Raw genomic sequence first — 18,072 nt, forward strand, 5'->3', positions numbered from 1 at the left:
TTCTTCACCGCCGCCACCGCCAAGCATGATTTCGCCCGCGTCAGCTAATCGACGTGCTGCCGCCAGAATGTCTTTCTGCGCCGCTTCCACATCACTAATACGTATCGGTCCCATGGCTTCAAGGTCGTCACGCAGCATATCGCCGGCACGTTTCGACATATTCTTGAAAATTTTCTCCTGAACCGCTTCGTCGGCACCTTTCATTGCTTTTTGCAATGTTTCGCCCTCGACTTCGCGCAGCAAGGTCTGAATGCCACGGTCGTCGACATCCACCAGGTTTTCGAACACAAACATCAAGTCCTGGATATTCTGACTCATCTCTTCGTCTTGCTCGCGGATAGAGTCCATCAACTGACCTTCGATGTTGGTATCCAGGTAGTTCATGATATTCGCCGCTGCTTTCAAGCCGCCCATCTTCGCTGCCTGAGCACCAGCCTGACCTGCAAACTGCTTCTCCATAATCTCGTTCAACTCTTGCAGTGCTGCTGGCTGAACTTCTTCTAAGTTGGCGATACGCATCATTAAGTCCAGGCGCACTTTTTCCGGGAACTGCGCCATAATCTCGGCACTTTGCTCCGGGTCCAAATAAGACAGAACAATCGTCTGAATTTGTGGGTGCTCGTTGCGAATAATGGTCGCTACTTGTTTTGAGTCCATCCACTTCAGCGAGTCCAGGCCTTTCGAGCCACCACCCATGACGATTTGTTCAATCAGGTTACCGGCTTTGTCTTCACCCAGCGCTGACGTTAGTGCTTTACGCACAAACTCTTCACTCTTGAAGCCGATATTGGTGAACTTCTGAATTTCTTCCAGGAACAAATGGTGAACGGCGTTGACTTTGTCCTGGTTAAAATCTTCCAGACTTGCCATGGCCATACCCACCTTCTGTACCTGCTTAGGCTCGAGGTGTTTTAGAATTTGTGCCGCGTCTTCCTCAGACAGACTCAGCAACAATATTGCCGCTTTTTCAACGCCCTCAAGGGAGTTCACATCGAACTCAACCTTGCCACGTTTTGTTTTAATATCTTGATCAGGCATCTTCGTTCAACCATGCTTTGACAACTTGCGAAGACAGCTCTGGTTCATTAGCAACTAACGCACGAACCGCTTTCAACAAGTCTTCATCTTTATGCAAGTCAGGTAATTGCAAACTTCCGTCAGCACCAAACCCAACAGCACTCTCATCAAACTGTGAGGATAACAGATCAATGGTTTCATCGCCCATTGCTTCATCGCCTTCAAATAACGCTTCAGCATCGTCCTCGACATCCGCTTCAGGATTCATCAGTTTCTTAAGCATCGGACGAACAACGGCTAATATCAAGACCACAATAACCAATGCGCCCATGACTAAGCGGAAAGCACGCCAGAACCAAGGCTCTTCCCACAGCGGCGTTTCACCGTCACCAATCTGCGGCAATTGAGCAAAAGGTACAGACACAACTTCCAGCGCATCACCACGATTAATATCGAAACCTAAACCACCTTGTAACAAACGACGGATGTTTGCGAGCTCTTCCGCACTGCGCGGTTGCTGCTGCGCTTCACCATTTTCACCAGTCACTTGCTCATGATTCACAGCAACCGAAACGCTCAAGCGCTCGATAGTGCCCGTTTGGTTTCTTGTATGTGTGATTGAGTTATCCAGCTCGTAGTTGCGCGTCGCTTCACGGTGTGTACTTCCGTTCACTGAGCCACCAGCGCTGCCTGGACCCGCCTCTTCCGGTATATCTGACTCTAATGGAGGCTGATTGGTTAAGGCTCCCGGAATACCGCCAATAGGACTGCCCGTAGAACGGTTCTCTACGGTCATTTCACTGCGAATAGCCGGCATATCAGGGTTAAACTGGCGCTGGGTTGATTCGCGCTGAGTAAAGTCCATAGTAACATCGACTTGCGCGGTGTAATTGTCGTAACCCAGCACGGGAATCAAGATACTATCAATTTTCTCCAAATATTCGGCTTCGCGCTTTTGTTCAATTTGATACTCTCGCGAGCTTTTCGCAGCCAATGCGCTTTGCGAGCCAGAGTTCAATAAACGGCCAGCCTGATCAGTAACGGTGACATGCTCTGTGCTTAGACCTGTAACCGAAGAAGCCACCATATCAACAATAGAAGCAACTTCTTCTTCGCTCAATGAAGTACCGCCTCTAACGTTTAGCATCACCGACGCTTTCGGCTGCTTTTCACGACGGGCAAACACATTCTGCTTCGGTACGGCCAAAAGCACACGCGCAGCCGACACTTTTTTCATTTCTTCAATGGCGCGTGCCAGTTGCACTTCACGTGAATGAATCAGGCGCTCTCTTTCCAGACGTTGACTGACACCAAATCCCGGTTCACTCATTAGAATCTCTGAACCATCAGATTCGGCGTTACCGTAGTTCACCCCGGCACGCGTCAACTCCAGTTTAATCGCGTCGTATTTCTCTTCAGGTACTGAAATAGTGTTGCCGTTCACCTTATAGTCAATGCCATTCGCGTCCATATAATCAAGCGTACTGACCAACTCTTCGGTTTCCAGCTTACCTAACGGACGATACGTTGGTTCCTGAGCCCAAAGCATGATGAAAACAGCGATAGCAACGCAGATAGCCAGAGCCAGTACCACAATAACCTGGCGCAGCATGTCAAAGTTACCCAGCATGTCCATAATGCCGGACTTTTCATTGCCTTCGCCCGAAGCGCCTGTGTCCGGAGAGTCCGGAAGTGCATTGTCCTGCACCATTAAGTCTGTTGATTCAGCCACAATTCAAATCTCCAGTGCTACTGCGGTTTATACCGGCATTGACATGATTTCTTTGTACGCATCGACTATCTTGTTGCGTACCTGAACGGTTGCCTCAAAGGCAATGCTTGATTTTTGACTGGCTATCATGGTTTGTTCCAACGTGACATTGGGGTCACCAAGCTCCATACGAGTTTTTAAGTCGCCCGAGGTTTGCTGCAGCTCGTTAACATTATCGATAGCGCTTTTCAGCATATTCGAAAAGTCGGCATTCGCAGTATTTCCCGGAAGGGCATTTACATTGGTTGCCTTGTCGCTTTGAGACGCTTGTGCAGACATAGCCTGCATCTGCTGGTAGAGAGCGTTGGCTTCCACTTTCATAATTCACCCCGTCAAAAAATCATCATTAACAATTCTTAACAGATATTATGCAAGTGGAATGCCAACTTTAATTTATGGAGAGACCTTGTTCGCGGATTTTTGCTAATTTGTAACGCAGCGTGCGTGGGCTAATGCCTAGCTCATCGGCAACCGGCTTACGTTTTCCCTGGTGCCGCTGAAGTGCGTCTTTAATAATTCGGTACTCCTGGTGAAACAACGAATCATCTAATTTATCGGCTGACTCCGATGCACCTTCGAGTGTGTCTTTCGTTGAGTTTTGTGAGTAACTCACTTGCTCAGGAAATACAGCTTCGCTATTGGCATCGGACTCAGCGCTTTGGTTTAACTCCAGCATTAAGTCATCAGGCTCAATCACTTCATTGCGATGCAACACCAGCGCGCGCTGAACCACATTCTCCAACTCCCTGACATTACCCGGCCAGTGATACTGGGTTAAGCAATGTTTAGCATGCTCACTAAACGACACTGGCGTTTTAATGCCCGAGCGCTGTTTGTGCCGCTGCAACAAGTTCTCCGCCAACGGTAAAATATCGGCGGGACGCTCAGCCAACGGTCGCCAGTGCAGAGGAAACACATTTAAGCGATACATCAAGTCTTCACGAAACTCGCCTTCAGCCACTGCCTGCTGCAGGTCTCTATTCGATGTCGCCAAAATTCTTACATCCAATTGAATGGTCTTCCGGGATCCCAGGCGCTCTACCTGCTTTTCCTGAATTACGCGCAAAAGCTTTGCCTGTAGGTGCAACGGCATTTCTGTGACTTCGTCGAGCAAAATAGTACCGCCTTGCGCCAGTTCAAACTTACCCGGCTGCGACTGTGTTGCGCCGGTAAATGCACCTTTCTCATAGCCAAACAACATTGATTCCAGCATATTTTCAGGTATTGCTGCACAGTTAATGGCAACAAAAGGCGCCTGTGCACGACTCGATTGTTTATGGATATAGCGCGCCAGCACTTCTTTACCGGTGCCGCTCGGTCCGGTAATCATCACACTGGCATCACTGTCTGCAACACGTTTCGCCATGGCAAAAACTTGTTGGCTGGACGCTTCTTCTGCGACCGGACTCACATCATCAATAGCACCATCCGGCAAATAGCGTTGCACAAGGGTCTGTAATTTCTCAGTTGAAAACGGCTTCGTCAAATAATCGACAGCACCTTCACGCATCGCCACAACAGCATCATCCACTTTGGCGAACGCTGTCATCATTATGACCGGAATATCAAACTGTTGACGATTCATGCTGCGCAGTAGCTGCAAGCCATCGACACCCGGCATTTGTACATCGCTGATCACTAACGATACTTTATTGTCTTTCAGCGCAATGAGCGCTTCTTCGCCGTTGGCCGCTTCAATACACTCACAATCAGCCAGCTCAAGTGTGTCGACAATAGCCTCGCGAAGCGAAACATCGTCTTCGACGACCAGAACATTTCGTGCATTCATAGTTTCACCGTTAGCCATAACGCACCTCGCTTACCGGTTGCTCATTAAAACAATGAACCGGAATAGAGAGTGTAAAGCGACTGCCTTTACCCAGCTCGCTTTCCCAGTCAATACTGCCATGATGAGCTCGTAAAACCGTTTGTACGACAGCTAAACCAAGCCCGGTGCCATTTGATTTTCCGGTAAAAAAGGGCGTAAATATTTGCGCTTGCTTTTCTTTATCAATGCCAGCACCTGCATCTATGACGGAAACACACCAGTTATTACCTTCGACATGTGTTTTGACCAATACCTCTTGGCCCGCCTGGCTGGCATCTATGGCGTTATTAATTAAATTCTGTAATGCACCAGTTAGTGCGGTTTTATTCCCTTTCAACACAGCACTGTGCCCGCATTCAGGCATGACAAGATTGACATGATGCTGTGCCGCATAAGACTCAACATTTGAAGCAACCGTATTCAATAAGCTGTGCGTTGTCAGCTCTTCCAACACGGGCTTTTCGCCGCTTTTAGCAAACAACAGCATGTCATTGACCTGCTGTTCGAGGTTATGCAAACGAGACAGCAATTTATGGGAGAAACGTTGCTGCTTAACCGGCGATATCATGCCTTGTGATAAGTTTTGTGCGTAGAGAATCGCAGCTGACAAAGGGGTTCGTATTTGGTGCGCTAACGACGCCACCATTTTCCCCATTGACGATAAACGCTGTAAGTGAGAAATACGCTGTTGAAGTTGCCGAGTTTCGGTTAAATCAGTTAAGACAATTAGCTGGCCTGGTTTTTCATTCACCTCAGAGGTATCTATACGAACTCGTCGCCCATTTTTTAACGACACTTCGTGCCAGTCATCGGCTTTGGGAGCGAACAGTGTCGCGACAAGATCACGCCATACTTCGCCTTTGAGCGAGTGTTCCAGTAATGATTGCGCATTGTCATTGCAGTAGTCCACAACACCGTGACTGTCGAGCAAAATTACGGCATTTGGCATCGCATCAATAATTTGATGGTAGGTCGCCATACTGACATCTCCCACTTCACACTAAGTTTTAATTAGGCTTAGTAATGCAAAATGGATGCCAGTAAATTATTGTTTTATTTCAATGAGTTAAGATGTCAAAAAATCGACAGCAGAGTTAGTCGTCTTTTTGAATACCGTACTTTTTCATTTTCTCGACCAAGGTGGTGCGCCGCATACTGAGTAGCTCAGCCGCTTTCGCCACAACCCAATCCGACTTTTCCAGTACTTGGGCTATCATGCCGGTTTCAATCTCGCTGAGCAGGTCTTTTAGGTTCACACCGTCGTCGGGTAGCTCCGAGTCTAATGAAGCGCTTGTCGACTCCTCGATATCCTCGTCGTCGGAGTCGGAGAAAATAGCGTTCAGTGCTTCACGTTCAAGCACCTCTTCCGGGTAATCGGGGCTTGGGCTGCTGTGATCAATATGTTGATACTTAGGCGGCAAGTCTGACACATCGACCAGGCTGTCAGGATGCATGATGGTTAACCGCTCGATTAAGTTAGTCAGTTCCCGAACATTTCCCGGCCAGCGGTGGTAAGACAATGACTCAAGCGCTCGTTCAGTAAAGCGCACGCCAACGCCCCGTTCCTTTTTAAAGCGTTGCGTCAGCTCCTGCATCAGCAGTGGAACATCTTCCTGACGCTCGCGCAGGGCGGGCATTTCAATCGGGAACACATTCAAGCGGTAATACAAGTCTTCCCGGAATTTACCGTCGATAATCATTTGTTCGAGCTCGCGGTGGGTGGCCGCTACCACACGAACGTCGGCGGAGATACTTTTACTACCACCCACTCGTTCAAATGTTCGCTCTTGCAATACTCGCAGCAGCTTTACCTGCATCGGCATTGGCATATCACCAATTTCATCCAGAAACAGAGTGCCGCCTTGCGCCAACTCAAAACGTCCCTTACGAGCGCCTATCGCTCCGGTAAAGGCCCCTTTCTCATGGCCGAATAATTCACTTTCCAATAGGTCACCGGGAATCGCGCCGCAATTCACGGGGACAAACGGACCTTTATGTCGCTCTGACAAGTCATGAACACCTCTCGCCACGACTTCTTTACCCGTCCCCGACTCACCCAGAATCAGGACGTTGGCGTCGGTTCCTGCGACTTGCTCTATAAGTTGCCGTACGTGCTTCATAGCACGTCCCTGACCAATTAGAGTTTGCTCTAAATGAGAGCGTTTCGGGTGTTGTTTGTTAACTTTACGGCCAGGCATTTGCTGATGATAAGCCTGACAGTAATGCAACAGGTTAGATAGGCTGGAATAGTCAAACGAGTCGTCTAAAGGACCCAGAACATTGGCTTTTTCCAGAGCACTTTCATGTTCACTAGCGGCACAGATAAAAGGTAAGTGCGGCGCATTACTTGCCAAATCACGCAGATTATCAACGCTTGTACCGGCTATCACGCATAAGGCCTCGGCTGGACTTAAACTCAGTAACTGCTCTGGCTCAACAACTTTTACAGACTCGCCAATAAAGGTCAGAACTGTCTCAAAGTGCTGCCTGCGAGCGGGATGTTGCTCAACCAGATAAACTGTTCTTGTTTTTACCATAGACGAATTACCGCAACGTCCTAGTTCACATAGCCCAATACAAAGGTCTCGCCCGCACTGGAAAGAAACCACTGCTCTTTTCCATCAACTTCTCGAGTCTGTGCAATCGATACCCACTGATAAAATACATTTCGATGCACTTTGGCTTCGAGCTCTCTTGGCATCATAACGTAAGGAACACCCTCTTTAATTTGTAACGGATGTTCAGAACTCAAAACAAGAGTATCACCGATATTGGTTGTTAACAGCAAGAGGCTTTCGCCATCTTCTGTACGTTGTTCCCAGTCGACCACCATAAAAGGGACATCATCGACGGTAATTTTCACTTTTTCAGCCGGTGTGACCAGAAAATAATCATCACCGTCTCTTACGAGTACAGAGGCAAACAGTTTTACCAGTGCCTGCCGTTGAATTTCACTGTCTTGATAATACCAACGCCCTTCACCATCAATTCGTATTGGGATTTCTCCACAATACGGCGGATTCCACTGTTCAGTAGGGGCGTGTTGATGCTTTTCCAGCTCTGCAATGAGGCGGTTTAACGACATACGACGTTATCAGTCAACCAGCTTCTTTTGACGTAATAAGTACCAAAGTGTCGCTTCCGTACGATTAGACACCTTTATGGCTTTAAATATTGCCGACAAGTGCACGCGGATGGTTCCCTCAGTAATACCCAGAATATTGGCTATTTCTTTGTTCGACAAACCTTGAGCTAACAGCTGCATAATTTCCAGCTGACGTGGCGACAAAAAGCCCTCGGCACCACTGGATTTATCGCGAGGTTCGTTAAGGTAAGGGTCATCCGGGATGTAACGGTCACCATTGAGTAACGCACGAACCGCTAATTTCGCTTGTTCGGCCGTACTGTCTTTTGGTAAGTAACTGCGTACCCCGGCAGCAAGCACCTGGCGAACCTCTGAAATAGAACGCGGGCGGGTAAAGACAACCAAGTGTGCCATCGGCGCTTCTTTTTTGATTTTCTGCAGCGCCGGACGGATTTCCGCGTCTGGTAAGTCCATATCTAAGAAAATGAGGTCGTACTTATCGGCGGACAGGTAGCTTTCCGCCACTTCAAACGAGTCGGCTTCATAAATCGAAGGCTGATTCGCATAGTTCGTTAAAAGCTGTATGAGCCCTGCACGCATAAAAAACTCAGGGTCTATAATGAGAATCTTCATTCCGACGTCCAAATTACCCGTTCTAAAATTAACTTTTAGCATACCTAAAATATAACAGACAGCAAGTATTTTGGTTGGTGATGTTGTCTATCCAAGATGAGTTGTTAATTTCGTTAACAAAAAGTTTATTCCGCTGTCTGGTTTATTCGCGCTAAAAAACGCTATAGTGTGACTTTACTTAAAAAATAAAAGAGTGTTGTGAGTATGTCTTTATCACGTCGTTTTTCATTAACATCCATTGCCACCGCTTCCATTACCAGTATGCTTTTAAGCACAACAGCGGTTGCCGATACGTTATACACCAACGCCAATGGGTATACGCTAACCAGCCCTGCCGGCGAAAATGCGGTATTACAGCAATTTTCGTCCATGTTGATAGATAACGGTAAGATTAAGGCCATCGGCGGTGACGAACTCAACGAACGCTATTCAAACACCGACGATATTATCAACTTGCAAGGCAAAACCGTTCTCCCCGGCCTGATTGATGCACACGGACACGTTTTGGGTTTAGGGAACAGCTTATTACAGGTGGACTTACGCGACAGCACATCAGTGAAGGACGCGGCTCAACGTGTTAAACGCTATGCAGACACACAGCCATCTCTCCCCTGGATAACCGGCCGCAGCTGGAATCAAGAAAACTGGGAAGAAAAACGTTTTCCGCGCGCCAGCGACCTTGACGAGCTGGTTAACGAACGCCCCGTTTGGCTCACCCGCGTTGACGGTCATGCCGGTTGGGCTAATTCAGAAGCACTGCGTTTAGCCGGTATTGATAAAGACACCGTGTCTCCTGATGGTGGCGAAATCGTCAAAGATGAAAACGGTCAGCCAACCGGTGTTTTAATCGATAATGCCATGCAGCTCGTCGAAAAAGTCATACCGGAAGCCAGCTTTGAACAACAACGTAAAGCTTTCCAGCTCGCCTTCGAGCATTTGGTTGAGCGCGGTATCACGTCGGTTCATGACGCCGGTATAAGCGCAGATGAAGTATCGGTTTATAAAGGACTACATAATCAAGGACTAATGCCGCTGCGTATTTATGGCATGCTCGCCGCTACAGAGCCTAAACTACCGCAACTTTTGGCTGAGGGCCCTTACTATACCGACGACAACAAACTGACAATTCGTAGTGTCAAAATATACGCAGACGGCGCTTTAGGAAGCCGCGGTGCGGCGCTTATCGAAGATTATAGCGACGACCATGGTAATCACGGTCTTATGGTGACCTCACAAGAACAAATGATGTCGCTTTACCGTTTAATTATTCCACACGGATTCCAGGTTAATACACACGCTATCGGCGACCGTGCCAACCGAGTTGTACTGAACAATATCGAGAAAGCCTACGAAACAATGGGTGGCCGTAATTTGCGTAACCGCATTGAACATTCACAAATTGTGCATCCAGATGACCTGCACCGGTTTAAAGAATTGAACTTAGTCGCATCTATGCAGCCAACTCACGCGACCAGTGACAAGAACATGGCGGAAGATCGCTTAGGCAAAGATCGCATGAAAGGCGCCTATGCCTGGCAGACATTCCTGCAACAAGGCACTATCGTTGCCTCTGGTTCTGACTTCCCGGTTGAACTTGCTAACCCGTTTTATGGCTTACATGCCGCGGTTACCCGTCAGGACCGTGAAAATATGCCAGAAGGCGGTTGGTATGCCGATGAGAGCATGAGCCGTGCACAAGCGCTGCGTTCATTCACCATTGATGCTGCCTACGCGGCATGGCAGGAACAACAACTCGGTTCTTTAGAGCCAGGCAAGTGGGCTGACTTTATTATTGTTGACCAGGATCCATTCGCCGTTGATGCTGAAGATATTTGGCGTACTAATGTGCAAGCTACCTATGTTGCCGGTGAACGTGTTTATACGAAGGGAGACAACGACTAATGAGTGATGACTTTCTATTCGCAGAAGACGAAGTAGAGTCAGTCAGCGACGAGGCCGTCGAACCGTACCATATTCTCATTGTCGATGATGATGAAGAAATTCACACGATAACAAAAATGGCACTCAGCGAGTTTCGTCTCGATGGCCGACCGCTGGAGTTCCATTCGGTTCACTCAGGTAAGGAAGCTATCGCCTTTTTGAATAAAAATCGCGATATTGCCATGATGTTGCTCGATGTGGTTATGGAAACCGACCACGCTGGCTTAGACGTAGCCAAATGGGTACGCGAGGAGTTGAAAAACCGTTTAATACGCATAGTGCTTCGCACCGGTCAGCCGGGTCAGGCGCCAGAAGAAGATGTCATTGCCCGTTTTGATATTGACGACTACAAAGAGAAAACCGAGCTGACCTACCGTAAGCTCGTCACGTTAATGTACTCATGCTTACGCGCCTACCGCGACTTAAATGCCATCGAACGCAACAAGCGCGGATTAGAAAAAGTCATTAATGCGTCGGCAGAGGTGTTCTCAGCCCGCTCAATGCAGGGGTTATGTCAGGGAATTTTGGAGCAGCTGGTCGCATTAATTACGCATAGCGACGACGCTATGTATTGCCGCATTGATGCACTCACCGCCAGTTCAGACACCAACGAGCCGTTCGAAATCATTGGCGGCACGGGTGACTTTGAACAGGCCGTGGGCGACCCTGTTAACAGCGAAATTGACTGGGATATTGTGCGCCCTATGCAGCAAAGTGCTAAAAACGTTGAGTTCCGTATTGTCGACGGTAACTATTATGGGCTTTATAAAACCAGTAGCTCGCGTCAGTATTTACTGTTTATTCGCGGTGTCCGTGACTTGTCTGAGCTGGATCAAAACCTGCTGGGGCTATTTGTGAATAATAGCTCCATTGCCATTGATAACCTGCAAGCCACAGAGAGCGAACGGGAGGCTCAACGTGAATTGCTTTACAGCGTAGGCGAAGCCATTGAGAAGCGCTCTATTGATGAAGTCAGTCACCACGTCAAACGTTCAGCTGAAATGGCCGGGCAGCTGGCGATTGCGGCCGGTCGCGATGATGAACAGGCGCAGGCATTAAAGCAAGCCGCGTCGGTCTATGATATTGGTAAGGTGTCGGTGCAGCTGGAATTGGCTCAGCGTGCTGATGCATTGAGTATTCATGACTATGAAGAGATCATGCAAAAAGTCATACAAGGACATGATTATTTGCAGCAAACGGATACCGCAGTGGCTAAGATAGCGGCGGGCATCGCGCAGGATATTCATGAGCGTTGGGACGGCTCTGGCTTTCCCGCTCAAAAAAGCGGCGATGCCATTAATCTGAACGCCCGTATTTTGTCGATAACCAGTCATTACGATGCGCTTCGTACGCAACGTAGCTACCGTGATGCGCAGGAAGCGGAAGCGGCAGCTGACTATTTACTCAAACACAGCGGCGTGTTTTTTGATCCGGAATTAGTCGGACTTATGCTCGACAATTTGGATGCAATGGAAAAAATTCGTAAGCGTTATCAGGACAACCAGTAAGCATTAACAAGGTGTTAGTAGAGGAACCACTATGGATTTACAGGCCATGCGCCGTGAATACGGTTTAGGCAGTTTGCACCGCGAGCAATTATTTGCCAGCCCGGTAGAGCAATTTGAACACTGGATGAAGCACGCCATTGATAGCGGCGTACTGACTGACCCAACGGCAATGACTGTGGCAACGGTCAATGCCGATGGCGTACCGAGCCAACGCATTGTTCTATTAAAAGGCTATAACGAGCAAGGCTTTTGCTTTTACACCAATAAGAATAGCCATAAAGGCGATGATATTCGCGGTAACAATCAGGTTTCGTTGCATTTCGCCTGGCTTGCACTTGAACGACAAGTCAGCATTATCGGACAGACCGTTGAATTAAGTGACGAAGAAAACGATGCGTACTTTCATTCGCGTCCGAAAGAAAGTCAGGTAGCCGCCCTTGCCTCTCAACAAAGTCGCCCGGTTGATAGCCGCGATGTATTAGAAAGCCATTATCAGGCGTTACTGAAAGAATACGCTGATACCGACGTGCCGCGCCCACGTCATTGGGGAGGCTATCGCGTTATTCCCGACACTTTCGAGTTTTGGCAAGGCGGCAAACACCGCCTTCATGATCGCTATCAGTACACCCGCGACGGTGACCATTGGCGAATTACCCGGTTGCAGCCTTAGGCAATTCGACCTCACAAAATTCGGCGCAACGCTTTAATACTTTCATTGTCGCGGGAGTATAAACCACCCCCTTCTTGAGCTGTTCGCGCTTACGGGCAAGAGCAGCTTCACCGGGAACTCGAACCGGTAATTCAGGGTCAGCCGGAGCACTGTTTCGCGCATCATCCAATAAACGGTCAACCTGCTTCAGAAACTCAGCTTTATCCCCAAAGGCTTCCGGGTCGATTACCTGAACCCATACGGTATTCGCGTCACCGTCCTCAGCACCTTGCACACGACCGTACTGCGCCAGCGCCATGGACCAAATTTCACTGAACAAGGTAAGGCCATAACCTTTGTAACCGAGTTGCTCCCCTCCCAGAGGAGCAATGGCGCTGCCGGGAGATTCAAAGAAACTAAGCGGGTCATCTGTCCATTCGCCGTTCGGTTTTATTAACGCTTTGTAAGGTAAGTTCTCCCCATTCGCTTTTGCCTGGCGTACTTTACCCGCCGCCGTCATTGAAAAGCTGATATCAAACAGCATCGGCTCTTTTGAGCTGGGTACCCCCACCGCAAAAGGGTTCGGCGAAAACACCGCCTCTTTCCCGCCGAACGGCGCAACCGCCTTCTGCCCCGGAGTCGAGCACATTAAATTCACCGCCATGCCTTTGTCAGTGGCAATGGTTAAATAGGCAGCCAGAGACGCCACATGTTGGCTACGTCGTAACACCACCGTTCCCGTGCCTGCCTGTTTGGCCATTTCGCACGCCGCATTAACCGCCTGCGGTACCACGTAAGGTCCCGGCAAAAACTGTGCATCCCAATTTGCGACGGCTGCACGTTCACTTAATACCACCGGTTGCCCTTTTGGCAAGCTTTTACCGTCTTTTAACCATTGGCAGTTATTCAGCAAACGAATTAAACCGTGTGTACTAAACCCCAGTAAGTCTCCCTCCAGAAGATAGTACGCCACATGGCGAGCTACCTCGCCCGATGCCCCACAATTGGTTAAGCACGACTGCGCCCATTGCGCTAATTCAGAATAATCAAAACGTGACACGTCGGTGTTCATGAAATTTCCTTTTGGTGACGGCTAGCAGGTCGTTTAAGCTACGCATAAGACATTATCAAGGAGTACAGATTGTGTCATCTGATAACACAATAAACAGAATTGCATTGATTACCAGCGGCGGTGATGCGCCAGGGATGAACGCGGCCATTCGTGCGGTGGTATTAGCTGCGGAAAATTACGGCATTGAGGTAATAGGCTTTCGACATGGCTACGAAGGCGTACTCAACAATGACTTTGTGCGCTTAGACAGAGAAGACGTCGAACATATTATGCAGTACTCGGGCACCATTATTAAAAGTGCCCGTAGTGAGCGCTTTAAATCCGATGAGGGCGGGCGTGAAGCAGCGACCAACTTAGACGCGCACCAAATTGACGCCTTTATTGTCATTGGCGGTGACGGCTCGTTCCGTGGCGCCGACCATTTAGCGAAATTTTGGAACGGTCCGATTATCGGTGTGCCCGGCACCATCGATAATGATCTCTATGGCACCGATCACACTATTGGATATGACACGGCGGTTGAAACCGCTATGGACGCACTGGATAAAATTCGTGATACCGCAGAAGCCATGGATCGCGTATTCATTGTTGAAGTCATGGGGCGTAACGCCGGCTATATTGGTATCAGCAGTGCCATGGCGTGTGGCGCAGAGCGTATGATTCTGCCGGAGCTGCAAAAAGACAAACCATTAACGGTCGAGGCGCTGGTAAAGCACATTGAGTCGGTGCAACGCGTCCGCGGTGATTCCAGTTACGTGATGGTGCTGTGTGAAAACCAATGGCCTGGTGGTGCAGTTCGACTTGCAGAGCAACTGGAAGATCGTCTTAACTTACCGTGTCGGCCGTGTTTATTAGGACACGTACAACGAGGCGGCCGCCCAACGGCTATGGACAGAATTTTAGCAACACGTTTGGGCGTTCATGCGGTAGAATTAGTCCGCCAAAATCAGACCGGTGTTATGGCAGGTGTTAGTGCTAATGAACTGAGTGCTACGCCGTTGTCAGACACTTGGACAAAACGTAAAAAATTGAGCGAAGAGCTCATTAATATTCAACAAAGTCTGTTTAACCCGATTAAGAAAAATCGGCAGAAATCGACGCAAGCCGACGACTAGAAAGAGAGGTCACCAAAGCGCATGCCCGCATTGTCATTACCCGTATCGTTGAACGATCCTATTCGCCCATATTTTGGCGCGGAACACAGTACCGAATTGCATTCGGGGCATACTCATATTTTAGGGTTCGGTTTTGACGGCACCGCCTGTTTTCGCAAAGGCACCAAAGAGGGGCCAGATGGCCTGCGCTCGGTTTCTGAGGACATCGAGTCTTACTCACCCTATTTAGATGCCGACCTTGAAGACCATACCTTTTATGATTTAGGTAATTTGCGACTGGGCTTTGACGATGACGAAGAAAAACAGTGGCATCATGCTCTGAGTGACTTTAACCAGATTTTTGACGACGTCGATTTAGCCAAAGAAAAAATTAAGCTACTGACGTTAGGTGGTGAGCATTCAATTTCTTACGCGCCTATTGTGAAATATTTGAAGCAATACCCAGATTTAGTGCTGTTACATTTAGACGCTCACGCTGACTTGCGCGATGGCTTCCTCGGTTACCACTACTCGCACGCGTCGATCATTCGCCGCTCGGTTGATCACTTCGGCCCTGGTCATGAGCTTATCCAGTACGGTATTCGCTCTGGTACGCGGGACGAGTATCAGTGGATGAAAGAGCACAAAACCATTCGTAAATCGCGTCAGGAATTCTTAGAAAGTGTTAATGCTATTGCGGCAGACAGACCGGTCTATTTGACGCTAGATCTGGACTACTTTGACCCGTCGTTTTTCCCGGGAACCGGTACACCAGAGCCCGGCGGCGAAGACTTTCACTCGTTTGTCAGCTTAATGAAAATTTTGCGCCAGAAAAACTTCGTCGGCGCCGACGCTGTTGAGCTTTCACCGCCGATAGACCCTACCGGCAACTCCAATGTATTCGCGGCCAAAGTGGTGCGCGAGCTGTTACTTGCTTTAGAGCGCGCAGGAGCCTAATTGATGTCAGACTGGAATATTGATCAAGCAGAAGAATTGTATGGCGTTAACCGTTGGGGCGCAGGCTATTTTTCGATTGGCGACAACGGCAACATTCAAATTCGTCCAAATCATCGTCTGCCTGACTTGGCCATTGATATGCAGGAAGTGGTTGAAGAAATAAAGTCAGAAGGCATTGAGCTGCCGGCGGTAATTCGTTTTCATGACATTTTGCGCTCGCAAGTCGAAATTATTAACGAAACCTTTGCTCAGCAAATTCAGGACGCCGATTATAACGGCAAGTATTGCGGTGTGTTCCCAATTAAAGTCAACCAAATGCGCGAAGTGGTTGAAGAAATCATGGACGCTGGCGAACCTTACAATTACGGGCTGGAAGCGGGTTCTAAGCCGGAACTCATGGCGGTTATGGCGTACAATGAAAACCCCGACGCGCTGACCATACTGAACGGCTACAAAGACAAAGACTACCTGACACTGGCACTGCTTGGCCGTCAGTTACGCCGCAAGATGATTATTGTCATTGAAAAATACAGCGAACTCGAAATGCTGATTCCGCTGGCCAAAGAGTTAGGCGTTGAACCTATGATTGGTCTGCGCTCAAAAATGATGGTGAAAAGTGCCGGCAAATGGGCTGGTTCCAGTGGCGATCGAGCTAAATTTGGTTTAAGCATTGCCGAAATACTGAATGTGGTTGAACGCTTACGTCAGGAAGACATGCTGCACTGCGCCAAGCTTCTACACTTTCACATTGGCAGCCAGCTGTCTGATATTCGTAAGATAAAAGAAGCCGTCAGTGAAGGTGCTCGTTTGTACGCTAAGCTTATTCAGGAAGGCGTACCGCTCGAGTACTTAGATATTGGCGGTGGTTTGGGCATTGACTACGACGGTACCAGTACCACCAGCGACTCTTCCCGTAACTACTCGACCGAAGAATACGTTGCCGACGTGGTTTGGGGCGTCAAACAGGTGTGCGACTTAGAAAAAGTACCCCACCCTAACCTGGTTAGCGAAAGTGGCCGCGCAATGACCGCCCACCACAGCTGTGTCGTTACCAACATTGTCGGTGAAATAAAGCCAGCCAGCACCAATTTCGATGTCAGCCCCAGCGAGGACGAGCATATTTTGGTGAAGAACATGCGTGAGCTGCATCAATCCGGTGAACAGTTCCATCCGCAAGAGCGCTATAACGATGCCGCTGGCTACAAGCAGAATGCATATGAAGCCTTTAAACTGGGCATTTTGTCGCTACAGGAAATGGCGAAGCTGGACACCATGTACTGGCAAATACTGGCAGACATTCATCAGTCGCTGGACAAAGACGCCTATGTTATTCAAGAGCTGGAAGAGCTTGAAGATATGCTCGCCAGCCAGTACTTATGTAACTTTTCTATTTTTCAGTCAGCCGCTGACACCTGGGCCATTGGTCAGGTACTGCCAATAGTGCCTATTTCGCGTTTAAACGAGAAGCCGGAAGTGCGCTGCTCCATTGCCGACATTACGTGTGACAGTGACGGTAAGCTGGGCAAATACATTGAAGGCACCGAAATTAGCGATAACATTCCAATGCACTCTTTGCGTAAGGGCGAAGACTATCATGTCGGTCTATTCTTAACAGGTGCGTATCAGGACGTCATGGGCGACATGCATAACCTCTTTGGCCGACTGACAGAGGTACACGTGTATTGCCACGATGACGAGCGCGGCGACTTTTACATTGAGGAAGTGGTACCGGGTACTTCGGCTGAAAAAGTGCTGCAAACCATGCAGTACAATACGGAGTACATGGCCAAAGCGGTTAAGAAACAAATTGACCGTCAGGTTCGAAATGGTGGTCTCGCACCAAGAGCCGGTGTTCGCTGGACAAACTTTTACGAGAAATGTTTGGCCGGCAGCACCTACTTAAGCGTTGAATAATTCACCAAAACAACCGCTTGATGTGCAATTACTGAGCAAACAGTAAAAAAGGCACGAAAAGCGGTTGACTCGAAACCGAAAAAAACGTTTAATACACGCCGTTGCCCGGATAGCTCAGTCGGTAGAGCAGAGGATTGAAAATCCTCGTGTCGGTGGTTCGATTCCGCCTCCGGGCACCACCATCCCTTCCAATGCCGTCCATATTTGTACTTTAAGCCTTTATTAATCAAGTACTTGGACGGGGTTGGAGTCTTTTTTAGTCCTTTCTGGTTCAGTAACATCCACACTTTTTAGTACACTGTTTAGTAACACAGAACAGAATGTACTAAAGGCGTGTTACTAAAATGGCTCGTATAACTAAACCGTTAAGTGCTCGAGAAGTCAGTGAAGCTAAGCCTAAAGACAAAGAATACAATCTTTATGATGGGCAAGGACTTCAACTGATGCTGACTTCAATGTTTTCACGTCATCAGCCAGCGACGAGCTTTTCACAGCTATTGTTTTGTCTTGCCGTTCGATAGCACGCTCGAGCTCTGATTTGGTGTATACGACCGTTACGTTCGACATAAATGCTCTCCTAATTGACAGTTAATTAACTGCAGC

At 48.5% G+C, this 18,072-nt stretch carries 16 protein-coding genes and 1 tRNA gene; 7 read left to right on the plus strand and 10 right to left on the minus strand.

Features of this window, described 5'->3' with window-relative positions:
- The 8 genes from fliG to CWI73_RS12360 form a co-directional block, all read right to left on the minus strand.
- The coding region (gene fliG / locus CWI73_RS12325; protein ID WP_126753057.1) for a flagellar motor switch protein FliG at positions 1 to 1,038 on the minus strand (1,038 nt) is incomplete at its 3' end.
- On the minus strand, positions 1,031 to 2,728 hold the full coding sequence (gene fliF / locus CWI73_RS12330) for a flagellar basal-body MS-ring/collar protein FliF (RefSeq protein WP_198675201.1): 1,698 nt from the start codon (positions 2,726 to 2,728) through the stop codon (positions 1,031 to 1,033). The genes fliG and fliF, both read right to left, overlap by 8 nt.
- 48 nt (positions 2,729 to 2,776) lie before the next feature.
- Positions 2,777 to 3,109, minus strand: coding sequence for a flagellar hook-basal body complex protein FliE (fliE, locus tag CWI73_RS12335; RefSeq protein ID WP_053954033.1), 333 nt, complete (start codon positions 3,107 to 3,109; stop codon positions 2,777 to 2,779).
- Positions 3,110 to 3,176: 67 nt separating this feature from the next.
- The gene (locus tag CWI73_RS12340) at positions 3,177 to 4,577 is read right to left on the minus strand and encodes a sigma-54-dependent transcriptional regulator (RefSeq protein ID WP_126753069.1); all 1,401 of its coding nucleotides are present in this window, start codon (positions 4,575 to 4,577) and stop codon (positions 3,177 to 3,179) included.
- Between the two features lie 10 nt (positions 4,578 to 4,587).
- Positions 4,588 to 5,595: a sensor histidine kinase gene (locus tag CWI73_RS12345; protein WP_126753059.1), complete on the minus strand. Its 1,008-nt coding sequence runs from the start codon at positions 5,593 to 5,595 to the stop codon at positions 4,588 to 4,590.
- Between the two features lie 115 nt (positions 5,596 to 5,710).
- Entirely contained in the window at positions 5,711 to 7,153 is a 1,443-nt protein-coding gene (locus CWI73_RS12350) for a sigma-54 dependent transcriptional regulator (RefSeq protein WP_126753060.1), read from the minus strand.
- Between the two features lie 20 nt (positions 7,154 to 7,173).
- Entirely contained in the window at positions 7,174 to 7,701 is a 528-nt protein-coding gene (locus tag CWI73_RS12355) for a DUF1285 domain-containing protein (RefSeq protein ID WP_126753061.1), read from the minus strand.
- 9 nt (positions 7,702 to 7,710) lie between these two features.
- Positions 7,711 to 8,334, minus strand: a complete 624-nt coding sequence (locus tag CWI73_RS12360) for a LuxR C-terminal-related transcriptional regulator (RefSeq protein ID WP_088768726.1) — start codon at positions 8,332 to 8,334, stop codon at positions 7,711 to 7,713.
- 204 nt (positions 8,335 to 8,538) lie between these two features.
- Between CWI73_RS12360 and CWI73_RS12365 the strand changes: the two genes are divergently transcribed.
- From CWI73_RS12365 to pdxH, 3 genes are read left to right on the plus strand one after another with little or no spacing between them, the layout of a single operon-like run.
- Positions 8,539 to 10,236 (plus strand): amidohydrolase, encoded by a 1,698-nt coding sequence (locus tag CWI73_RS12365; protein ID WP_126753062.1) that lies wholly within the window; start codon positions 8,539 to 8,541, stop codon positions 10,234 to 10,236.
- The gene (locus tag CWI73_RS12370; protein ID WP_126753063.1) at positions 10,236 to 11,783 is read left to right on the plus strand and encodes a response regulator; all 1,548 of its coding nucleotides are present in this window, start codon (positions 10,236 to 10,238) and stop codon (positions 11,781 to 11,783) included. The genes CWI73_RS12365 and CWI73_RS12370 overlap by 1 nt, the downstream gene beginning before the upstream one ends.
- Positions 11,784 to 11,814: 31 nt before the next feature.
- Complete coding sequence (gene pdxH, locus CWI73_RS12375; RefSeq protein ID WP_126753064.1) at positions 11,815 to 12,453, plus strand: pyridoxamine 5'-phosphate oxidase; 639 nt, start codon at positions 11,815 to 11,817, stop codon at positions 12,451 to 12,453.
- Here pdxH and CWI73_RS12380 read toward each other — a convergent pair.
- Entirely contained in the window at positions 12,434 to 13,504 is a 1,071-nt protein-coding gene (locus tag CWI73_RS12380; protein ID WP_126753065.1) for an Ldh family oxidoreductase, read from the minus strand. The genes pdxH and CWI73_RS12380 overlap by 20 nt on opposite strands.
- Positions 13,505 to 13,575: 71 nt before the next feature.
- Here CWI73_RS12380 and CWI73_RS12385 point away from each other — a divergent pair, with 71 nt between their 5' ends.
- From CWI73_RS12385 to CWI73_RS12400, 4 genes are all read left to right on the plus strand, one after another.
- Positions 13,576 to 14,619, plus strand: a complete 1,044-nt coding sequence (locus CWI73_RS12385) for an ATP-dependent 6-phosphofructokinase (protein WP_126753066.1) — start codon at positions 13,576 to 13,578, stop codon at positions 14,617 to 14,619.
- A gap of 21 nt (positions 14,620 to 14,640) precedes the next feature.
- Positions 14,641 to 15,555 carry an agmatinase gene (gene speB / locus CWI73_RS12390; RefSeq protein WP_126753067.1) on the plus strand — a complete coding sequence of 305 codons (915 nt, stop codon included), beginning with the start codon at positions 14,641 to 14,643 and terminating at the stop codon, positions 15,553 to 15,555.
- A gap of 3 nt (positions 15,556 to 15,558) precedes the next feature.
- Positions 15,559 to 17,469 carry a biosynthetic arginine decarboxylase gene (gene speA, locus CWI73_RS12395; protein WP_126753068.1) on the plus strand — a complete coding sequence of 637 codons (1,911 nt, stop codon included), beginning with the start codon at positions 15,559 to 15,561 and terminating at the stop codon, positions 17,467 to 17,469.
- Positions 17,470 to 17,572: 103 nt separating this feature from the next.
- A tRNA-Phe gene (locus tag CWI73_RS12400) sits at positions 17,573 to 17,648 on the plus strand.
- Positions 17,649 to 17,865: 217 nt separating this feature from the next.
- On the opposite strand, the gene CWI73_RS12530 is transcribed toward CWI73_RS12400, so the two are convergent.
- Positions 17,866 to 18,036, minus strand: coding sequence for a hypothetical protein (locus CWI73_RS12530; protein ID WP_157980645.1), 171 nt, complete (start codon positions 18,034 to 18,036; stop codon positions 17,866 to 17,868).
- Positions 18,037 to 18,072 lie beyond the last annotated feature (36 nt).

Source organism: Idiomarina piscisalsi (assembly GCF_003987095.1).
Lineage (GTDB): Bacteria > Pseudomonadota > Gammaproteobacteria > Enterobacterales > Alteromonadaceae > Idiomarina > Idiomarina piscisalsi.